Source organism: Oerskovia douganii (assembly GCF_015142735.1).
Lineage (GTDB): Bacteria > Actinomycetota > Actinomycetes > Actinomycetales > Cellulomonadaceae > Oerskovia > Oerskovia douganii.
The window spans coordinates 1-17485 of the sequence record NZ_JACSPN010000027.1 but is presented as its reverse complement, the minus strand read 5'-3'; the positions used below and the strand labels follow the sequence as shown (position 1 = coordinate 17485).

Here is a 17485-nt window from a genome sequence, read left to right as displayed (position 1 = left end):
GCTCGGCGGCATCCGCCTCGCCCGACGGGCTAGGGCTGGGCCGCGGGTTCCTCGGTGGCCTCCACCGCGTCCGACGGCGTCGACCCGCTCTCCGCGAGCGCCCGCGCCTGCGCGTGGAACGCCAGGATCTGCAGCTCGCTGCCGACGTCGACCGACCGCACGATCACGTCCTCGGGGAGCTGGAGCGCTCGCGGGGCGAAGTTGAGGATCTCCCGGACCCCCGCCGCGACGACGCGCTCCGCGACCTCCTGCGCGACGTGCGCCGGGGTCGCCAGGACCACGATCGTCACGTTCTCCCGTGCGAAGACCTCCTCCAGCGCGTCGATGTGCTCGATCACGAGACCGGCGGCCTCGGTGCCGACCACGCCGGGCGACGCGTCGAGCAGGGCCGCGACCTCGAAGCCACGCGTCCCGTACCCCGAGTAGTTCGCGAGCGCGTGCCCCAGGGAGCCGATGCCGACGATCGCGATCCGGTGCTCGTCCTCGACGCCCAGCGCCGAGGTGATGTACGTCGCGAGCGAGTCGACCACGTAGCCCACGCCGCGCGTCCCGTACGACCCCAGGAACGACAGGTCCTTGCGCAGCTGTGCGGAGCCGACGCCCGCGAGCTCGGCGAGCTCGGTCGACGACGTCGTCTCCACCCCGCGCCCCTCGAGGTCGCGCAGCGCGCGCAGGTACGCGGGGAGCCGCGCCACGGTCGCTCCAGGAATGCCGGTATCACCCAGGGTCTCTGCCACCCGAACCACCCATGCTTCGTCATGTCGTCGTCGTTGACGCTCTCGCTGTCCTGCTGTCTCGGATCATCCCAGGCGCCCGGCCCGGGTGCGGCACCTCAGCCGGTGGCGCGCCGTCGCGAGAGCGCTCGGGCGAGCCGCGCGCCGTCGACCTGCCAGAACCCCTGCTGGACACCGTCCACGGTCACGACGGGGACGTAGTCACCGTACTGCGCGGCGAGCGCCCCGGTCGGGTCGCCGTCGACGTCGACCTCGGCCCAGGCGACGCCCTGGTCCGCGCACACCGACTCGACGACCTCACGGGCCACCTCGCACAGGTGGCACCCGTCGCGCCCGTAGAGCACGACGCGCGCAGGCGCGCTCGTGACGGGGTCTGCGGCGGCTCCTGCTGCCGGTCCGGGGACCTGTGCAGCGGCGGGTTCTGCGGGGCTCACGCCCCCAGCCTACGCATCTCGGACAGTGCGTCGCACCGGCCCTCCGACGTCGCGCCGCGTGAGCGTCGTCGGCAGGTGTCGGTACGCGCCGATAGAGTGGGCGCCATGCCGACGTCTGCTCCTGGGTCCAACCATCCCACGGCGGCCTTCTTCGACGTCGACAACACGATCATCCGAGGCGCCAGCTCGTTCCACCTGGCCAGGGCGCTGTACCAGCGCGGGTTCTTCTCCACGCCGGACCTCGTGACGTTCGCGGCGCACCAGGCCCGCTACCTCCTCCTCGGGGAGAACAAGCGCCAGATCGACCAGGTCCGCACGCGGGCCCTGGACCTCGTCGCGGGCCGCTCGGTCGCGGAGGTCGTCGCGATCGGCGAGGAGGTCTACGACCAGGTCCTCTCGCTGCGCATCTTCCCCGGCACCCAGAAGCTCCTCGACGAGCACATCGCCGCCGGCCACCAGGTGTGGCTCGTGTCCGCGACCCCCCTGGAGATCGGACAGCTCATCGCCCGTCGCCTGGGGGTCACGGGTGCGTTGGGCACGGTCGCCGAGCACGAGGACGGCCTGTACACGGGCCGGCTCGTGGGCGACATGATGCACGGGCGGGCCAAGGCCGCAGGGGTCCGCGAGCTCGCCGAGCTCCACGGGATCGACCTGTCGGCCTCCTACGCCTACGGCGACTCGCTCAACGACGTGACCATGATGCAGGCCGTGGGCCACCCCTGCGCGATCAACCCGGACGCGCGCCTGCGACGGCACGCCAAGGACGTCGGCTGGCCCATCCGCGAGTTCCGGGGCCGGCGGCGCCGCGTCGCGAACCGTGGGCTCAAGACCGCGAGCTGGGCCGGGGCCGCATGGGTCCTGGGGCTCGTGCTGCGCTCGATCCGGCGGTCCCTCAAGGGGCGCGCGGGGCTCTGAGGCGGTGGTCTCCCCCGGAGATCGATCGTTGTCGGCACCCGGTGGGACGATCCGTCGATGCTGACGCTCTTCGACCGCGACCTCGGCCTCCACTACGGCTTCTTCCACCTCTGCGACCCGAGGGACGGGCCACCGATCGGCCTCGGGACGGACGGTCAGGCCAACGGCCTGTGCGGGGTCCCCGGACCGGGGAGCGTCTCGATGCAGACCGGTCTGCACACCGGGCACGCGCCCCTCAGGATCGAGCTCCACGGGGACGAGCCTGCGGTCGACCCCGCCTGGGAGGAGATCGTGGAGGTCTCGTTCACGCCGGTCGACGGCCAGCTCGCCCTCATGTCGTTCGACGACGGGGCGGACCTCGAGGTCCCGGCCCTCGGGCCGCTGCGCGTCCGCTACTGCGCGTCGCGGATGGACGAGGCCGCCCGCCAGGACACCATCCTGGACGGCGAGCCCACGATCGACCGGTACCTCGTCCAGCTGTGGCCGGCGGCGCACGCCCCCGACACGGTCGTCCGGGTCACGAGCGACGTCGCCCGCCGCGCGCACGCCAGCACGCCGCCCCCGCCGTGAGCACCCTGGCCGGACGGCGGACGGCGCACGCGCGCGGACCGTCGCCGGCGACGCGAAGAGCCCGGCACCCCTCAGGGACGCCGGGCTCTCGCGACACCGTGCGCGTGACCGCGCAGCGCTGCTACTTCTTGTTGCGACGCTGGTGGCGCGTCTTGCGAAGCAGCTTGCGGTGCTTCTTCTTGGCCATACGCTTGCGGCGCTTCTTGATGACGGAGCCCATGGGTCCTCACAATGCTGGATCGGTGTGCGATCGGGATCGCCCCGATCATGGTGGTCCACGGCTGATCGGGAACCGACCAACACGAGAAAAAGTCCGTCTCCTAGACTACCTGCTCCCGGCCGGTCGCCCGAAATCGACGCGGGGTGACGTCGTCGGGCCTGGTGGGACGCCGCTCCCGCCCCCGCCGTGAGGCGCTCGCCCCGCCGCAGGACCGCCTCAGTCGAAGTGCGCGTCGAGGCCCAGCAGCGGGAAGACGGCCTTGCGGGTCGCGACCACCGCGCGGTCGACCTCGTCCTCGGGGTCGTACCCCTTGTCCCACGCGCTGAACTCGACGTCCCCGTCCCCCATGAGCTCGGGCGTCTCGCGGTGCGCGACGGCGCTGATGTGGTCGCGCCACGCGGCCGGGACCGGGGTCGACGGCGCGACGGGCGCGTGCACGACCTCCGCCACGACGTTCGACCACGCGTACGGGACGACCGACGTGACCGAGTACCCCCCGCCGCCGAGCGCGACCCACCGGCCGTCCGCGAGCTCGTGCGCGAGCCCGTGGACCCAGCGCACGGCCGTGCGCTGCGCGTCGACGTCCACGTCGAGGTCGCTCAGCGGGTCGTGCCCGTGCGCGTCGCACCCGTGCTGGGACACGACCACCTGCGGGCGGAACGCGCGCAGCACGGGCGGCACCACGGCGTCGACGGCCCGCAGCCAGCGTGCGCCGTCGGTGCGGCGCGGCAGGGCCACGTTGACCGCGGTGCCTGCGGCGCCCGGCCCACCCGTGTCCGTGGCGTGCCCCGTGCCGGGGAACAGCGTCGCGCCGCTCTGGTGCACCGAGACGGTCAGGACGCGCGGGTCGTCCCAGAACGCCTGCTCGACGCCGTCACCGTGGTGCGCGTCGAGGTCGACGTACGCGACGCGTTCCGCGCCGTCGTCGAGCAGCCTGCGGACCGCTGCCGCGGCGTCGTTGTAGATGCAGAAGCCCGACGCCGCCCCCCGCTGGGCGTGGTGCATGCCACCCGCGATGTTCACGGCGTGCAGCGCCCGCCCGGCCCACACGGCCCCGGCGGCTTCGTACGAGCCGGACAGGATGCGGGCCGCGGCCTCGTGCATGCCCGCGAAGACGGGGTCGTCCTCGGTGCCCAGGCCCAGGGCCGGGTTCTCGACGCCGTGCTCGGAGGCCGCGTGGACGGCGGCGACGTAGGCCGGGTCGTGGACCAGGCCGAGCACCTCGTCCGACGCGGGCGCGGTGCCCACGACCGAGACCCCCGGGGCGTCCAGGAGACCCAGCGCGCGCACCAGGCGCATCGTCAGGTCGAGCCGCGTCGGGGACATGGGGTGCCCGTGACCGAAGTCGTACCCCAGCAGGTCCGGGCTCCACACGACCTGCGCGGCGAACGGCACGGAGTCTGGCTCGGTCACGTGCGCTCCTCGGTCGGGGGCCGGTCGTCTCGTGCGGCGGGGCGCCCCGTCGCACGGCCCGCCGAGCGGTGCACGGTGGCACCGGGCACGGGCAGGAGACACGGTATCGCCCACGCGGCCCGACGGCGGCACGCGGTTCAGCCGGTGGGCACGGCCCCTCCTGTGGCAGAGTTGGGCGACACATCGGCACGCACGGCGACCGGCACGGCCCCCGCAGGGACCCCGGCGCCACCCGTCCACCCGGACGAGGCGCACGGACAGCGAGACGGAGGACCGATGGCCCAGGGCGTCTCCGGGCGATTCTTCGCAGGTCGCGAGCTGGTCGACCGCCTCGCCCGCCACTCCCCTGCCCGCCTCGCCGTGACGGTCTTCGCGGCCGTGATCTCGCTGTTCACGCTGCTCCTCATGGCGCCGTGGGCCACGACGTCCGGGAGGCCGGCGCCGTTCATCGACGCGCTGTTCACGGCGACGTCGGCCGTGTGCGTCACGGGCCTCGTGGTCGTCCCGACCGGGACCTACTGGTCCACCTACGGGCAGGTCGTGATCCTCGTCGGCATCAAGATCGGCGGCCTGGGTGTCATGACGCTCGCCTCGATCCTCGGCATGGCCGTCTCGCGGCGCATCGGCCTCACGCAGAAGCTGCTGACCGCCTCCGAGACCAAGACGACGCGGCTCGGCGAGGTAGGCTCGCTCGTGCGGGTCGTCATCATCACGTCGACGACCATCGAGCTGACCATCGCGCTCCTGCTCCTGCCCCGCTTCATCGTGCTCGAGGAGACGTTCGGCGAGGCGGCCTGGCACGGGCTGTTCTACGGGATCTCGGCGTTCAACAACGCGGGCTTCATCCCGACCGCGGAGGGCCTCACGCCCTACGTGGGCGACTGGATGCTGCTCATGCCGATCATCGTCGGCGTCTTCATCGGTTCGCTCGGCTTCCCCGTGATCCTCAACGTCATGCGCAACCGCAGGCGCGCCTCGCGGTGGAGCCTGCACACCAAGCTGACGCTGACGACGAGCGCGGTCCTGGTGGTGGTGGCCGTGATCCTGTTCGCGGCGTTCGAGTGGACCAACGAGAAGACCCTGGGGCCGCTGAGCCTCAACGAGAAGATCCTCGCCTCGCTCTTCGCCGGGGTCATGCCCCGCTCGGCGGGCTTCTCGACGATCGACATCAACGGCATGCACGAGTCGAGCTGGCTCATCACCGACGCGCTCATGTTCGTCGGTGGTGGCAGCGCCTCGACCGCAGGCGGCATCAAGGTCACGACGCTGGCGGTCATGCTGCTCGCGATCGTCTCGGAGGCCCGCGGCGACCGCGACCTGGAGGCCTTCGGGCGTCGCGTCCCGCGCGAGACCCTGCGCCTCGCGGTCGCCGTGTCGTTCATCGGCGCGACGGCCGTGCTCGTCGCGAGCCTCCTGCTCCTGGAGATCACGGGCTGGACGCTCGACGTGATCCTCTTCGAGACCATCTCCGCGTTCGCGACCGTGGGCCTGTCGACGGGCGTGACCGCGGACCTGCCGACGGCAGGGAAGTACGTGCTCGTCGTGTTGATGTTCATCGGCCGCACCGGGACCATGACCCTGGCGGCCGCGCTCGCGCTGCGCGACCGGCGCCGCGTCATCCGCTACCCCGAGGAACGTCCCATCATCGGCTGACCCGGCGTCCGCCGGCCCTACCCGGCCTGCGTCCCGGCCCCGCCGACACCTCCAGATCCACCGACGAAAGGCCCCCAGGTGCCCGACAAGAAGGCCCCCGAGAAGAACGCGGGCGTGCTCGTGATCGGCCTCGGCCGGTTCGGCTCGGCGATCGCCGCGACGCTCGACCGGCTCGGCCAGGACGTGCTCGCGGTCGAGCGCTCGCCCGAGCTCATCGCCCAGTGGTCGGGCCAGATCCCGCTCGTGGAGGCCGACGCCTCCAACCCGACGGCGCTGGAGCAGCTCGGCGCGCGCGACTTCCCCGTCGCGGTGGTCGGGGTGGGCACGTCGCTCGAGGCGAGCGTGCTCATCACGGGCAACCTGGTGGACCTGGGCACGCCGCAGATCTGGGCCAAGGCCATCTCGGCCGAGCACGGCCGCATCCTGCAGCGCATCGGCGCGCACCACGTGGTCTTCCCCGAGGCCGACGCGGGCAGCCGCGTGGCGCACCTGGTCTCGGGCAAGCTGCTCGACTACATCGAGGTCGAGGACGGCTTCACGATCGTCAAGATGCGCCCGCCCAAGGAGACGCAGGGCTTCACGATCGAGCAGACCAAGGTCCGCGACCGCTACGGCGTGACCATCATCGGCGTGAAGTCGCCCGGTCAGGACTTCGTGTACGCGGAGCCGACCACGCGCATCTCCGCGAACGACCTGCTGATCGTCTCGGGTCACGCCGAGCTGCTCGAGAGGTTCGCGGCGCGCCCCTAGGCCGTCCGGCGCCGCAGCGTCAGCGTGCCCAGCACGAGGGCCCCGACGATGAACCCGACGATCACCGCGACCGCTCCGGCCACGTCGGCGAAGGTCCCGCCCGCGGCCACGTCCTGCAGGGCCGAGACGCCGTACGTCAGGGGCAGCACGCGGCTGACCGCCTCGAGCACCGCGGGCATCTCGTCCCGGGGCATGAGGAGCCCGCACGTGATGAGCTGCGGGAACAGGACCACGGGCATGAGCTGGACCGCCTGGAACTCCGAGCGGGCCAGCGCCGAGGCGGCGAGTCCCAGGCAGGACCCGAGGATCGCGTCGAGCACCGCGACGAGCACCACGAGCCCCACGGGTCCGGCGACGTCCATGCCGCACACCCACACCGCGAACGCCACGACGACCAGTGCCTGCACGGTCGCGAGGACCGCGAAGGCCAGCGCGTAGCCGCCCACGAAGTCTCCCTTGCCGAGCGGCATGGTCATGAGCCGTTCGAGCGTCCCGGACTGGCGCTCGCGCAGCGTCGTGACGCTCGTGACGAGGAACATGATGACCAGGGGGAACAGGCCGACGAGGATGGGCCCGAACTGGTCCAGGACGGGAGTCCCGTCGAACATCCAGGCGATGAGCCCCAGGAGCACGCACGGCAGCACGACGAGCAGCGCGATGGTGCGCGGGTCGTTGCGGATCTGCCGCAGGACGCGGCCCGCGGTCGCGAGGGTCAGGCGCAGGCTGACCGCGCGCGGCGCGCGCGGCCACGGTCCGGGCCGTCGCCCCTCCGTCCTCGATGCGCCGGCGGCTACCGCGGCGCTCCCGTGCGCGTCGTGCGTGCTCATGACGCCTTCCCTCCGAGGTGACGCGGACTGCCGGCCGGCGCTGCGCCGTCGGGCGGGATCGTGTCCTCGACGAGCCGCAGGAACGCGTGCTCGACGTCGTGGGCCCCCGTGCGCTCGAGCAGGCCCGGCAGGGTGTCGTCCGCGAGCAGGCGCCCGTCGCGCAGGAGCAGGAGCCGGTCGCAGCGGGTCGCCTCGTCCATGACGTGCGACGACACGAGCAGCGAGGTCCCGGCGTCGCGCAGGCGTGCGAACAGGTCCCACAGGTCGCGGCGCAGGACGGGGTCGAGGCCCACGGTGGGCTCGTCGAGCACGAGCAGCCGCGGCTCCCCGAGGAGCGCGGCGGCGAGCGAGACGCGCGAGCGCTCGCCGCCCGACAGGGTCCCGACGCGGCGGCGGGCGTGCCGCGCGAGGTCCACGGCGTCGATCACGCGCGCGACGTCGCGGGCGCCCGCGCCCAGGACCGTCGCGAAGTAGCGCAGGTTCTCCGTCACGCTGAGGTCCGCGTAGACGCTCGGCGACTGCGTCACGTACCCGACCTGGTGACGCAGCGTGGGGTCTCCGGCGGGTCGGCCGAGCACGTCCACGGTCCCCGCCGTGACCACCTGGACGCCCACGAGCGTGCGCAGGAGCGTCGTCTTGCCGCTGCCGCTGGGTCCGAGGAGCCCGACGACCTGCCGCTCGGGGACCGCGAGGTCGAGCTCGTGCAGCACCGTGGTCCCGCCGCGGTCGACGCGCAGGCCCCGGATGCCGATCACGTGATCATTATTCCCCATGTGAGGAATTGTGCTCCTCGGCCGGCCCCGGCGCAAGACCTTCGTCCGCACCTTCGAGATAGCGCTGCAGCGTGGGGGCGATCGATCGCACGAGCTCGTCGGCCGGCATCGACGCCACGGGCTCGAGACGCAGCAGGTGACGCGCGACCAGCACCCCGAGGACCTGGCTCGCGACCAGGCTCACGCGGCGCGCCGCGACCGCCCGCGGCAGGAGGGCCGCGACCTGGTCGAACACGGTCCGCTGCAGGTAGCGCGGCAGCTCCTGCACGTGCCCGTCGGCGGACAGCAGCCCGGAGAGCACGAGCCGGAGCTGGACCTGCCCGTCCGGGGCGTCCCACACCGCGAGCACCGTGCGGGCGAGCCGCTCCCCCAGGCCCTCGAGACCGCCCTCGGCGAACCGGCCCGCGAGCGCCTGCGGGTCGGCTCCCGCCGGGACGAGCGAGGCCGCGAAGAGCTCGCCCTTGCCGTCGAAGTAGTGCCGGATCAGACCGGGGTCCACCCCCGCCGCGCGGGCCACCCCGCGCACGCTCACGGCGTCGTACCCCTTCGCGGCGAACTCCTCGCGCGCCGCGGCCACGATCGCCGCCCGGGTGTCCTCCCCCGCGGGCCGACGGCCCCGCCTCACCGCACCAGCGCTCATGACCCGATTCTGCCCGACGGCGCAGCGCACCCGCGCTCCCGGGTGCGCGACGGCGTCGGGCGGGGGGACGACGACGCCCGGTCCGCCGCGACGCAAGGAGTCGTCTCGGCGGCCCGGGCGCAGCACCCCCGGGCGCTCCATCGCGCGACCGGGGACGGACCGTGGGGCGGGGCAGGACTCCTCGCCCCACGGCAGTCGTCGGTTCAGCGCATCACCCGCACGCGAGGGCCGCGTACCGGGCCTCGGTCGTCGCGGTCGCGGGCGAGGAGCCCGTGGTGCTCGCGGTGATCGTCACGACCCCGGCGTCGACAGAGCCGGCACGCGTCGCGAACGACTGCGACGCGCTCTTGCCCGGCGCCACCCCCGTGAACGACCTGGACCCGTACGCCGAGGCGACCGTCACGTCGACCGGCACGTCCTCACCGTTCACCGCACGCACCGAGACCGTGACCTTGCCCGCCACGCACTTCGCGGCGGCCGAGACCTCGACCGCGAGGTCGGGCTCGGGCTCGGGCTCGACGGGGGTCACGGTGACCGTGGCGGTCGCCCGCGTCGTGACCGACGGACCGAACGACCCGCCGACCGTGAAGGTCCCGGCCTGCGCCCAGGAGGCGGGGTCGACCACGTCCCACGTGACCGCGAGGTCCTTGGTCGCGCCGTCGCCGTAGGTCGCGGCGACCGTCGCGGGCAGCACGGGCGCGGTGCCCGCGGCCGTCGTGACCGTGACGGGGGCGGCCGAGGCCACGAACGCGTCGGGCTGGTAGTGCGCGAGGAGACGGTCGTACTCGGCCTGGGTGACCGGGAGCACCGTGCCGTGGCGCGGGCTCACGGGCAGGGTCGCGGGCTCGGACTTGGTCCAGACCCCCGAGTCGAGGTCGGTCGACTCGAACGGGACGTAGCCCTTGCCACCGTGGTAGCTGGGCTGGTCCATGAAGACGTACCACTTCTCCTCGGTGTTGGACTTGAAGACCGTCGGTCCCTCGCCCGCCGTGAACGTGCCGCCGTAGCCGTTGGGCTGGCCCACACCGATGTTCTCCGTGATGAGGTCCCAGCTCGTGGCGCGCAGGTCCGTGGACTTCTCGCTCCGGACGGTCATGTACCTCTCGTCCTTGATGAAGCGGTAGTACGTGTCGCCCACCTTGGTCACCGAGGCGTCGATGATGCCGAGCCCCGTGCCGCGCTTGTTGTCGACCCAGATCTGCGGCTCGCTGAACGTCACGAAGTCACGCGTCGTGGCGTACATCATGCGCTGGTAGCTCGTGGCGATCTTGCGCCCGCTCGAGTCCGTCGTCGGGTAGAGCGCCGATGCCCAGTACACGACGTACTCGCCCGCGGCCTCGTCGTAGAACGCCTCGGGGGCCCAGGTGTTGCCCGCGTAGTCGCTCGAGACCTTGACCATGCGCTGGTCGGACCAGTTCACGAGGTCGGTCGACTCCCAGATCATGAGGCTCAGCGAGCCGCGCTCCTGCGCGTTGCCGAAGTTGTTGCCTCCGTAGATCCTGAGGTCGGTCGCGATCAGGTAGAACGTGTCGCCCTCGGGCGAACGGATGACGAACGGGTCGCGCAGGCCCTTCTCCCCCAGGCCCGAGCGCAGGACCGTCTTGTCGTCGTTCAGCTCCTGCCACGTGAGCGGGTCGTCGCCCTGGCTCGCGGCGAAGTAGATCTCCTCGCCGTCGGCCGTGCTCTCGCCCTTGAAGTAGGGGAAGAAGTACGCCGCGGGCTCCTGGGCCTCGGGGGCCTGGCGGACCGTCGCGGTGCGGGGCTGGGTCGAGGTCGCGGTGCCCTTGGTCGCGGTGACCGTGAGGGTCACCTCGGCGTCGGCCGTGCCGTGCGCGGGGCGGACGACCACGCCCGTGTCGCTCACGGTGCCGGGTGCCGAGGACGTCCAGGTCAGGGTCGAGCCCTGCGCGCCCTTCGTCGGGAGCGTGAGGTTGCCGCGGACGTCCGCGATGTTCGTGACCACGGTGTGCTGCGCGTCCCACGCGGCGGCCTGCGCGTCGTCGAATGCCGCGGGCACGACCACGGTGAAGGTCCGCGGGAGCGTCACGGCGCCGCGCGTGACCGACGCGGTCAGCGTGACGGTCGCGGCGGGCTGACCGGCGGCGGGCTGGGTGACCTTGCCCGACGACGTCACGACGTCCGCGTGCGAGGTCGCCCACGCGATGGTCGACCCCTGCGCGCCCGTGACCGGCAGCGCGAGGTTGCTCGTGACGGCGCTCGTGTCGCCCAGGTCGAGGGCTGCGGCGTCGGCACCTGCGGCCGCGGCCGAGGTCTTCTGCGCGAGGGCCGCGACGTCGTTCGCGGGCAGCGCCCGGTCGTAGACGCGGAAGTCGCGGACCTGGCCCTTGAGGTACTTGTCGCCCGGGTAGAGCGAGCGACCGATGTAGTTGGCGGTCGTCGTCCCGGCGCCGATCGAGGCCGGCGTCGTGGTGACCGCGGTGTTCTGCGCGACCTGCACGCCGTCCTCGTAGAGGGTCCCCGTAGTGCCGGTCTGCGTGTAGGTCAGGTGCTTCCAGACACCGCGCGCGAGGTTCGAGCCCTTGGTCGTGTTCTGCTCGGTCGACCAGTTGCCCGACGCGATCCCGGTCCGGTAGGCGTTGCCCGTGGTGAACAGGTAGCCGTTGCCGCTCGACCCGCTCGTGTTGCCCATGCCCCAGATGAAGTAGGGCGTGGCCTGGGCGGGGTCGACCAGGACGTCGAGGTCGACCGTGACCGAGGTCAGGTCCTTGAGCAAGCTGTCGGGGAGCCGGACGTGGTCGTCGGTCCCGTCGAGCGTGATCCCCTCCGTGCTGCGCGCGGCACCGCTGACCGTCGCGGCCCCCAAGGACGAGCCTGGCGCCGAGTTCGCGGCCGACGTGCCGCTCGCCTCGTCGAGCTTGTACCAGGCGACGAGCCCGGTCTCCGGGAGTGCGGCCTCGTCGGCGGCGACGGCGACGCTCGTCAGCCCGGTGCTCAGGGCGACGGCGACGCTCGCGGCGACGAGGCGTCCCCTTGTTCTTCTCACGATGTGCTCCTTCGGGTCGTGGTGCGGGCAGGGCTGGTGGTGCGGGCCGTGCGGTGGGGCGGGCAGGGCTGGTGGTGCGGTGGTGCGGGCGGGACGGGCGCCGTCGGCGCCCTGGCCGAGACGTGAGCAGACGCCCCTGCTCGGCCCTCAGGAGGGGCGTCTGCTCACGTCGGGCGGCGACCAGCAGGTCAGCCGCAGCTGGTCGCTGCGTAGGTGACGTCGTAGGCCGTGGTGACCGGGGCGCCGTCGAGCAGGGCCTGGGCCGTGACCGTGACCTTCCCTGCCGCGAGCGTCACCGCACGGGCCGAGAACGTCTGGGACGCGAGCCTGCCCGGCGCGACCTGGAGGAAGGTCTTGGTCCCGAGCGGCGTGGTGACGACCACGTCGACGGGCACCTCCTCGGTGTTCTTCACGAGCACCGTGAGCGCGGCCTTGCCGGCCACGCACTTGGGCGCGACCGTGACGTCGACCTCGACCTGCGCGGGCTCGGTCACGTCGAGCGGCGGGACGCTCTCGAGGGTCGGGACGACCTTCTGGATGAGCCCGTCCTCGCCGAACGTGAGGCGGTCGATGGTCGTCTCGCGGTGGTTCCCGTCACCGCCGGGGATCGCGAAGCGGTGGTAGGCGATGTACCACTCGTCGGTCCCGGGGACCTGGACGATCGAGCTGTGCCCGGTCCCGAGGATGCCCTGCGACACGTCCTTCTCGAGGATCACGCCGCGGTAGGTCCACGGCCCGTCGATGCTCGTCGACGTCGCGTACCCGACCCGGTAGTTCTCCGAGCCCGTGTCGTCGATCGAGTAGGTCAGGTGGTAGATCCCCTCGCGGTAGTTGAGGAACAGGCCCTCGCGGAAGTTCGTCAGACCACCGAACTTCGTGATGGTGTCCTGCTTGACCGAGACCATGTCGTCGTTCAGCTCGGCGTACAGCGGCGCGTTGCTGCCGTTGCCCCAGAACAGGTAGAACGTGCCGGTCTGCGGGTCCTCGAACGCCGCCGGGTCGATCGCCTGCCCCGTCGTGACGGCCTCCCCGTTGGTGATCATGGCCGTCGGCTGCGCGGTGAAGGGCCCCTCGGGGCTGTCCGCGACCGCGACACCGATCGTCTTGCGGTTGTAGGTCGGGTTGTGGCCGGAGAAGTAGAAGTAGTACTTCCCGTCGCGCTCGATGATGGTCGGCGCCCACGCGTTGCCCGTGGCCCACGGGACGTCGCCCGCTGCGCCGTCGAGCGTGAGGAACGGCTCGGCCGAGCGCTCCCAGCTCGCGAGGTCGCTCGACTTCCACACGTAGAAGTCCTTGCCGCCCCAGCCGGGGGTGCCGTCAGTGGTCGCGTAGATGTAGTAGACCCCGTCGAAGACCGCGATGTTCGGGTCCGCGTACAGGCCCGGCAGGACCGGGCTGCGCATCTCCTTGGCCTGGACGGTCCACGTGCGCGCAACCCCGTCGGGGCCGGTCACGGTGTAGGTCACGGGCTGCGTGAGGTCCTGCACCGAGCCGTTGGCGGGCGTCACGGTCGCACGGTCGGACACGACCAGGCGGGGCGCGAGCGCGGAGCGGTCGGTGCCGGGCACCACGGGGAGCGTGACCGTGCTGGACCCGCCGTCGACGATCGCGGCGACCTTGAGCTCGGCGAGCTCGGCCCCCGTGACGGCCGAGTGGTCCTGACCGAGGTCCTTGACCTCGTCGGCGCTCAGGGCGTGGTCGTAGACGCGGAAGTCGCGGACGTCGCCCTTGAGGTACTTGTCGCCCGAGTAGAGCGAGCGCCCGATGTAGTTCGCGACCGTGGTGCCGTTACCGATCGAGCCCGGCGTCGTGGTCACGTCGGTGTTCCGCGCGACCTGGATACCGTCCTCGTACAGCGTGCCCGTGGTGCCCGACTGCGTGTACGTCAGGTGCTTCCACACGCCGCGGGCGAGGTTCGAGCCCTTGGTCGTGTTCTGCTCGGTCGTGTAGTTCCCCGAGGCGATGGCCGTGCGGTACGCGTCCCCCGTCGTGAAGAGGTAGCCGTTGCCGCTCGACCCGCTCGTGTTGCCCAGGCCGTAGATGAAGTAGGGCGTGGACTGGGTCGTGTCGATGCGCACGTCGAGCGAGACGGTGATCTCCGTCAGGCCCTTGAGCACGTCGTTCGGCAGCTTGACGTGGTCGTCGACCCCGTCGAGACGCACGCCGTCCGTGCCGTTGCGGGCGGCCCCGCCCACGACGGTCGCGGGACCGACGGCGCTGCTCGGCGCCGAGTTCACGGCCTGCGTGCCGCTCGTCTCGTCCAGGCGGTACTGGACCACCAGGCCCGGGATCTCCTTCGTCACGTCGATCGCGACGGTCGCGGTGCGCGACCCGTCCGCGGTCGTGGCGGTCACGGTCGTGCTGCCCGCCGCGACGCCGCGCACGGTGCCCGCGGAGGGCCCGTTGGAGACGACGGTCGCGACCGACGGGTCGGCGCTCGTCCAGGTGATGGTGCGGGCCGTGGCGTTGGCGGGGGTCACGGTCGCGGTGAGCGAGCGTGCCGTGCCGACCGTGACCTGCGTCGAGGTGGGCGAGACCACCAGGCCCGTGACGGGGACGTCGCCCTCGACCACGGTCACGACGGCCTTGGCGCGCACGCTCACGCCGGCGCCGAGCGAGCCCGTGACCTCGAAGGTCCCGGCCTGCGCGTAGCTCGCGGGGTCGATCGCGTCCCACGTGACCGCGGTCTGCGTGGTCGTGCCGGCTGCGGTGCGCGTGGCGCCCGTGGCCGGCAGGACCGGTGCGTCCCCGACGCTCACGACGGCCGCGACGTCCTGCGCCGACTCGACGAACGCGTCGGGCTGGTAGCCCTTGAGCAGCGCGTCGTACTCGGTCTGCGTCACGGGCAGGACCGTGCCGTGGCGCGGGCGCGAGGGCATCTCGTAGCCCGTGGACATCTTCCACTCGTCGGCGTTCAGGTCCGTCGTCTCGAAGGGCACGTAGCCGCGGCCGCCGAACTCGTCGATGAACAGGTACCACTTCTCCTCGGTGTTCGACTTGAAGATGGTCGGGCCCTCGCCCTGGTTGATGCCGCCGCCGAGCGAGTTGGCCTTGCCGATGCAGTCGGTGATGAAGTCGTAGCTCAGCGAGCGCAGCTCGCTCGCCTTCTCGCCCAGCACGAACTTGGAGCACGGCGTCGTGGACGTGTTGTTCCGCTCGTCCTTGGTGAAGCGGTAGAACTCGCCGTCGTGCTCGATCACGGTCGAGTCGATGACCGAGTAGCCCGGGTCGACCCACACCTGCGGCTCGGTGAACGTGTAGAAGTCGCGGGTCGTGGTGTACATCATGCGGTTGTACGTGGTGGCCGTGTGGCCCGGGTCGTCCTCCTCGTAGAGCTTGGAGGCCCAGAACACGACGTACGCACCGATCGTCGCGTCGTAGTAGGCCTCGGGTGCCCAGGTGTTGCCCGCGGTCTCCGGGGAGACCTGGACGAGGCGCTGGTCGGTCCAGCTCACGAGGTCGGTCGACTCCCACACCATGATCGACTTGGAGCCCGTGCGCTGGGACGCATCCCAGTTGCCGTTGCCGTGGATCTTGAGGTCGGTCGCGATCTGGTAGAACTTGTCGCCCTCGGGAGAACGGATGACGAACGGGTCGCGCAGGCCCGTCTCCCCCAGGCTCGACGTCAGCACGGGCTGGTTGTCGTTGAGGTTCCGGTACCTGAGCGGGTCGTTGCCCTTGCTCAGGCCGAAGTAGACCTGCTCGCCGGTCGCGTAGCCCTCACCGATGAAGTAGGAGAACAGGTAGCCCGCGTAGTCCTGCTGCTCGGGGAGCGCGGGGACCTTCGCGTCGAACGCGCGCGTGGCCGTGGCCTGCCCCTTGCTCACGGTCGCGGTCAGTGTGACGGTCCGGTCGGCCTGGCCGTGCGCGGGTCGCGTGACCTCGCCCGACGGCGTGACGACCGTGGGTACCGTGGTGGCCCACGTGACCGTCGTGCCCTCGGCTCCCGTGGTCGGCAGCGTGAGGTTGCCGCGCACGTCGTCGAGGTTCTTGACCTCGAGCGCGGCGGCAGCGGCGTCCACGACGCCCTGGTCGCCCGTTCCGGGGACCACGGTGACGTCGAACGTCCTGGTCGCGCTCTGGCCGCGCAGCGAGAGCGTCGCGGTCAGGGTCGCGGTGTGCGCCTGGCCGACGGGCTGGGTGATGACGCCCGACGACGTCACGACGCTCGCGTCCGACGTCGCCCAGGTGACGGTCGAGCCGCCCCTGCCCTTCGCGGGCAGCGTGAGGTTCTTGGCCACGGCGCTCGTGTCCCCGAGCGACAGGGCGCCGGCGTCGGCGGAGACCGACGCCGCCGCGTTCGCGGTGCTGAGGTCCGCGACCTCGGCCGCCGTGAGCGCACGGTCGTAGAGCCGGAAGTCCTTGATGCGCCCCTTGAAGAGGTTGTCGGCCGCGTAGGCGGACCTGCCGAGGTAGTTGGCGGTCGTCTTCCCGTTGCCGATCGAGCCCGGCGTGTGGGTCACGGCCGTGTTGACGCCGACCTGCGCGCCGTCCTCGTAGAGGCGTCCCGTACCGGCACCCTGCGTGTACGTCACGGTCTTCCAGACGCCGCGCGCGAGGGCCGCGGACGGCGACTTGGCCGTGTTCTGCTCGGCACCCCACGCGGCGTTCGAGACCGACGCGCGGTAGTTCGCGTTGCCCGAGGAGAACAGGTAGCCGTTGCCGCTCTGGGGCGAGCCGACCGCGGTGTTGCCCAGGTTGTAGAAGAAGTAGTTGCCGCTCAGGGTCGTGTCGACCCACACGTCGGCGCTGACCGTCACGGCCGAGTACCCCGCGAGGAGGTCGTCGGGCAGGTCGACGTAGCTCGAGCCGCCGAACGTCAGCCCCTGCCCGTCGGTCCAGTCTCCTCCGCCGACGAGCGTGCCGTCACGGCCCGAGCCCGAGGCGTCGTGGGCGACCGTGCCGCTCAGCTCGTCGAGCTTGTACCAGAGCGTCAGGCCGTCGGCCGTGGGGGTGGGGATCGCTGCGGCAGTCGTCTGCGTGGCAGCCGACGCCGCCGGGGCGAGCGCCGTCGGGCGTGCGGGCGCCGAGGTCAGGGCCGCTGCCGGGCCCGCCAGCGCCATCGGGGCGAGCAGAGCGACGCTCAGCGCTCCCCCGATGCCGGCGCGAGCCCCGCGGGGGGTCCTCCGTCGGGCCGTGGGCGCGGACTGCGCCGGATCGTGTCGGGTGGTCATGTGGTTCGTGGCCTCCGCCGTCTCGTCGTTGAGCGCCCCCCGCCGGGGAGCGCCGGGCCGGTCGTGCCGGCCCGGCGGTCCCCCGCGTCCTTGTGGTGCTGGTCGTGCTGTCCTGCTGGTCGTGCTGGTCCTGTCACCGGCCCGTCTGGACCGGAGGGTTCACGCCGGGGCCGCGAGAGGACCTCGCGACCCCGGCGGAGCCGGTGCGGTCGTCAGCCGCAGGTCGTGGCCGGGTACTCGACGTCGAACGTCGTCGAGCGGGCCCCGGCCCCCGTGCCGATCGTGCCCACGACCGTCGCGGGCCCCGCGGGGACCGCAGCCGCACGGCTGTTGAACGACTGCGACGCGCTCTTGCCCGGCGCCACCGACGCGAACGTC

The 17485-nt window shown here is 72.2% G+C and carries 14 protein-coding genes; 5 read left to right on the top strand and 9 right to left on the bottom strand.

Features of this window, described 5'->3' with window-relative positions; genetic code table 11:
* Nucleotides 1-29: 29 nt before the first annotated feature.
* Nucleotides 30-737, bottom strand: a complete 708-nt coding sequence (locus tag H9623_RS16430; RefSeq protein WP_193721094.1) for a redox-sensing transcriptional repressor Rex — start codon at nt 735-737, stop codon at nt 30-32.
* A gap of 95 nt (nt 738-832) precedes the next feature.
* Nucleotides 833-1168, bottom strand: coding sequence for a glutaredoxin family protein (locus tag H9623_RS16425; protein ID WP_321575494.1), 336 nt, complete (start codon nt 1166-1168; stop codon nt 833-835).
* Nucleotides 1169-1273: 105 nt separating this feature from the next.
* Between H9623_RS16425 and H9623_RS16420 the strand changes: the two genes are divergently transcribed.
* Nucleotides 1274-2083: an HAD family hydrolase gene (locus H9623_RS16420; protein WP_193721093.1), complete on the top strand. Its 810-nt coding sequence runs from the start codon at nt 1274-1276 to the stop codon at nt 2081-2083.
* Nucleotides 2084-2140: 57 nt separating this feature from the next.
* Nucleotides 2141-2653 carry a hypothetical protein gene (locus tag H9623_RS16415; protein WP_193721092.1) on the top strand — a complete coding sequence of 171 codons (513 nt, stop codon included), beginning with the start codon at nt 2141-2143 and terminating at the stop codon, nt 2651-2653.
* Between the two features lie 121 nt (nt 2654-2774).
* On the opposite strand, the gene H9623_RS16410 is transcribed toward H9623_RS16415, so the two are convergent.
* Together H9623_RS16410 and H9623_RS16405 are read right to left on the bottom strand one after the other, a co-directional pair.
* Complete coding sequence (locus H9623_RS16410; protein WP_003792170.1) at nt 2775-2873, bottom strand: 30S ribosomal protein bS22; 99 nt, start codon at nt 2871-2873, stop codon at nt 2775-2777.
* A gap of 216 nt (nt 2874-3089) precedes the next feature.
* Entirely contained in the window at nt 3090-4286 is a 1197-nt protein-coding gene (locus H9623_RS16405; RefSeq protein ID WP_321575493.1) for an acetoin utilization protein AcuC, read from the bottom strand.
* Nucleotides 4287-4562: 276 nt separating this feature from the next.
* Here H9623_RS16405 and H9623_RS16400 point away from each other — a divergent pair, with 276 nt between their 5' ends.
* Nucleotides 4563-5939 (top strand): TrkH family potassium uptake protein, encoded by a 1377-nt coding sequence (locus H9623_RS16400; RefSeq protein ID WP_193721091.1) that lies wholly within the window; start codon nt 4563-4565, stop codon nt 5937-5939.
* A gap of 78 nt (nt 5940-6017) precedes the next feature.
* Nucleotides 6018-6689 (top strand): potassium channel family protein, encoded by a 672-nt coding sequence (locus tag H9623_RS16395; RefSeq protein ID WP_193721090.1) that lies wholly within the window; start codon nt 6018-6020, stop codon nt 6687-6689.
* Here H9623_RS16395 and H9623_RS16390 read toward each other — a convergent pair.
* The 4 genes from H9623_RS16390 to H9623_RS16375 all read right to left on the bottom strand — a co-directional run bounded on the left by H9623_RS16390 (nt 6686) and on the right by H9623_RS16375 (nt 11933).
* Nucleotides 6686-7411, bottom strand: a complete 726-nt coding sequence (locus H9623_RS16390) for an ABC transporter permease (RefSeq protein WP_227748798.1) — start codon at nt 7409-7411, stop codon at nt 6686-6688. The two genes, H9623_RS16395 and H9623_RS16390, sit on opposite strands and share 4 nt — an antisense overlap.
* A gap of 101 nt (nt 7412-7512) precedes the next feature.
* The gene (locus H9623_RS16385; protein WP_193721088.1) at nt 7513-8289 is read right to left on the bottom strand and encodes an ABC transporter ATP-binding protein; all 777 of its coding nucleotides are present in this window, start codon (nt 8287-8289) and stop codon (nt 7513-7515) included.
* Nucleotides 8279-8929, bottom strand: a complete 651-nt coding sequence (locus H9623_RS16380) for a TetR/AcrR family transcriptional regulator (RefSeq protein ID WP_193721087.1) — start codon at nt 8927-8929, stop codon at nt 8279-8281. The genes H9623_RS16385 and H9623_RS16380 overlap by 11 nt, the downstream gene beginning before the upstream one ends.
* A gap of 211 nt (nt 8930-9140) precedes the next feature.
* On the bottom strand, nt 9141-11933 hold the full coding sequence (locus tag H9623_RS16375; protein WP_193721086.1) for an immunoglobulin-like domain-containing protein: 2793 nt from the start codon (nt 11931-11933) through the stop codon (nt 9141-9143).
* A 3-nt stretch (nt 11934-11936) separates the two neighbouring features.
* Here H9623_RS16375 and H9623_RS19860 point away from each other — a divergent pair, with 3 nt between their 5' ends.
* On the top strand, nt 11937-12059 hold the full coding sequence (locus tag H9623_RS19860; protein WP_265332955.1) for a hypothetical protein: 123 nt from the start codon (nt 11937-11939) through the stop codon (nt 12057-12059).
* Between the two features lie 62 nt (nt 12060-12121).
* On the opposite strand, the gene H9623_RS16370 is transcribed toward H9623_RS19860, so the two are convergent.
* Entirely contained in the window at nt 12122-17107 is a 4986-nt protein-coding gene (locus H9623_RS16370) for a family 43 glycosylhydrolase (RefSeq protein ID WP_193721085.1), read from the bottom strand.
* Between the last annotated feature and the right edge of the window lie 378 nt (nt 17108-17485).

Bases quoted from the DNA above. Each gene is read 5' to 3' on its own strand.
- H9623_RS16420 (WP_193721093.1), top strand. From the start codon at position 1,274: ATGCCGACGTCTGCTCCTGGGTCCAACCATCCCACGGCGGCCTTCTTC.
- H9623_RS16415 (WP_193721092.1), top strand. From the start codon at position 2,141: ATGCTGACGCTCTTCGACCGCGACCTCGGCCTCCACTACGGCTTCTTC.
- H9623_RS16410 (WP_003792170.1), bottom strand. From the start codon at position 2,873: ATGGGCTCCGTCATCAAGAAGCGCCGCAAGCGTATGGCCAAGAAGAAG.
- H9623_RS16400 (WP_193721091.1), top strand. From the start codon at position 4,563: ATGGCCCAGGGCGTCTCCGGGCGATTCTTCGCAGGTCGCGAGCTGGTC.
- H9623_RS16385 (WP_193721088.1), bottom strand. From the start codon at position 8,289: ATGGGGAATAATGATCACGTGATCGGCATCCGGGGCCTGCGCGTCGAC.
- H9623_RS16380 (WP_193721087.1), bottom strand. From the start codon at position 8,929: ATGAGCGCTGGTGCGGTGAGGCGGGGCCGTCGGCCCGCGGGGGAGGAC.
- H9623_RS16370 (WP_193721085.1), bottom strand. From the start codon at position 17,107: ATGACCACCCGACACGATCCGGCGCAGTCCGCGCCCACGGCCCGACGG.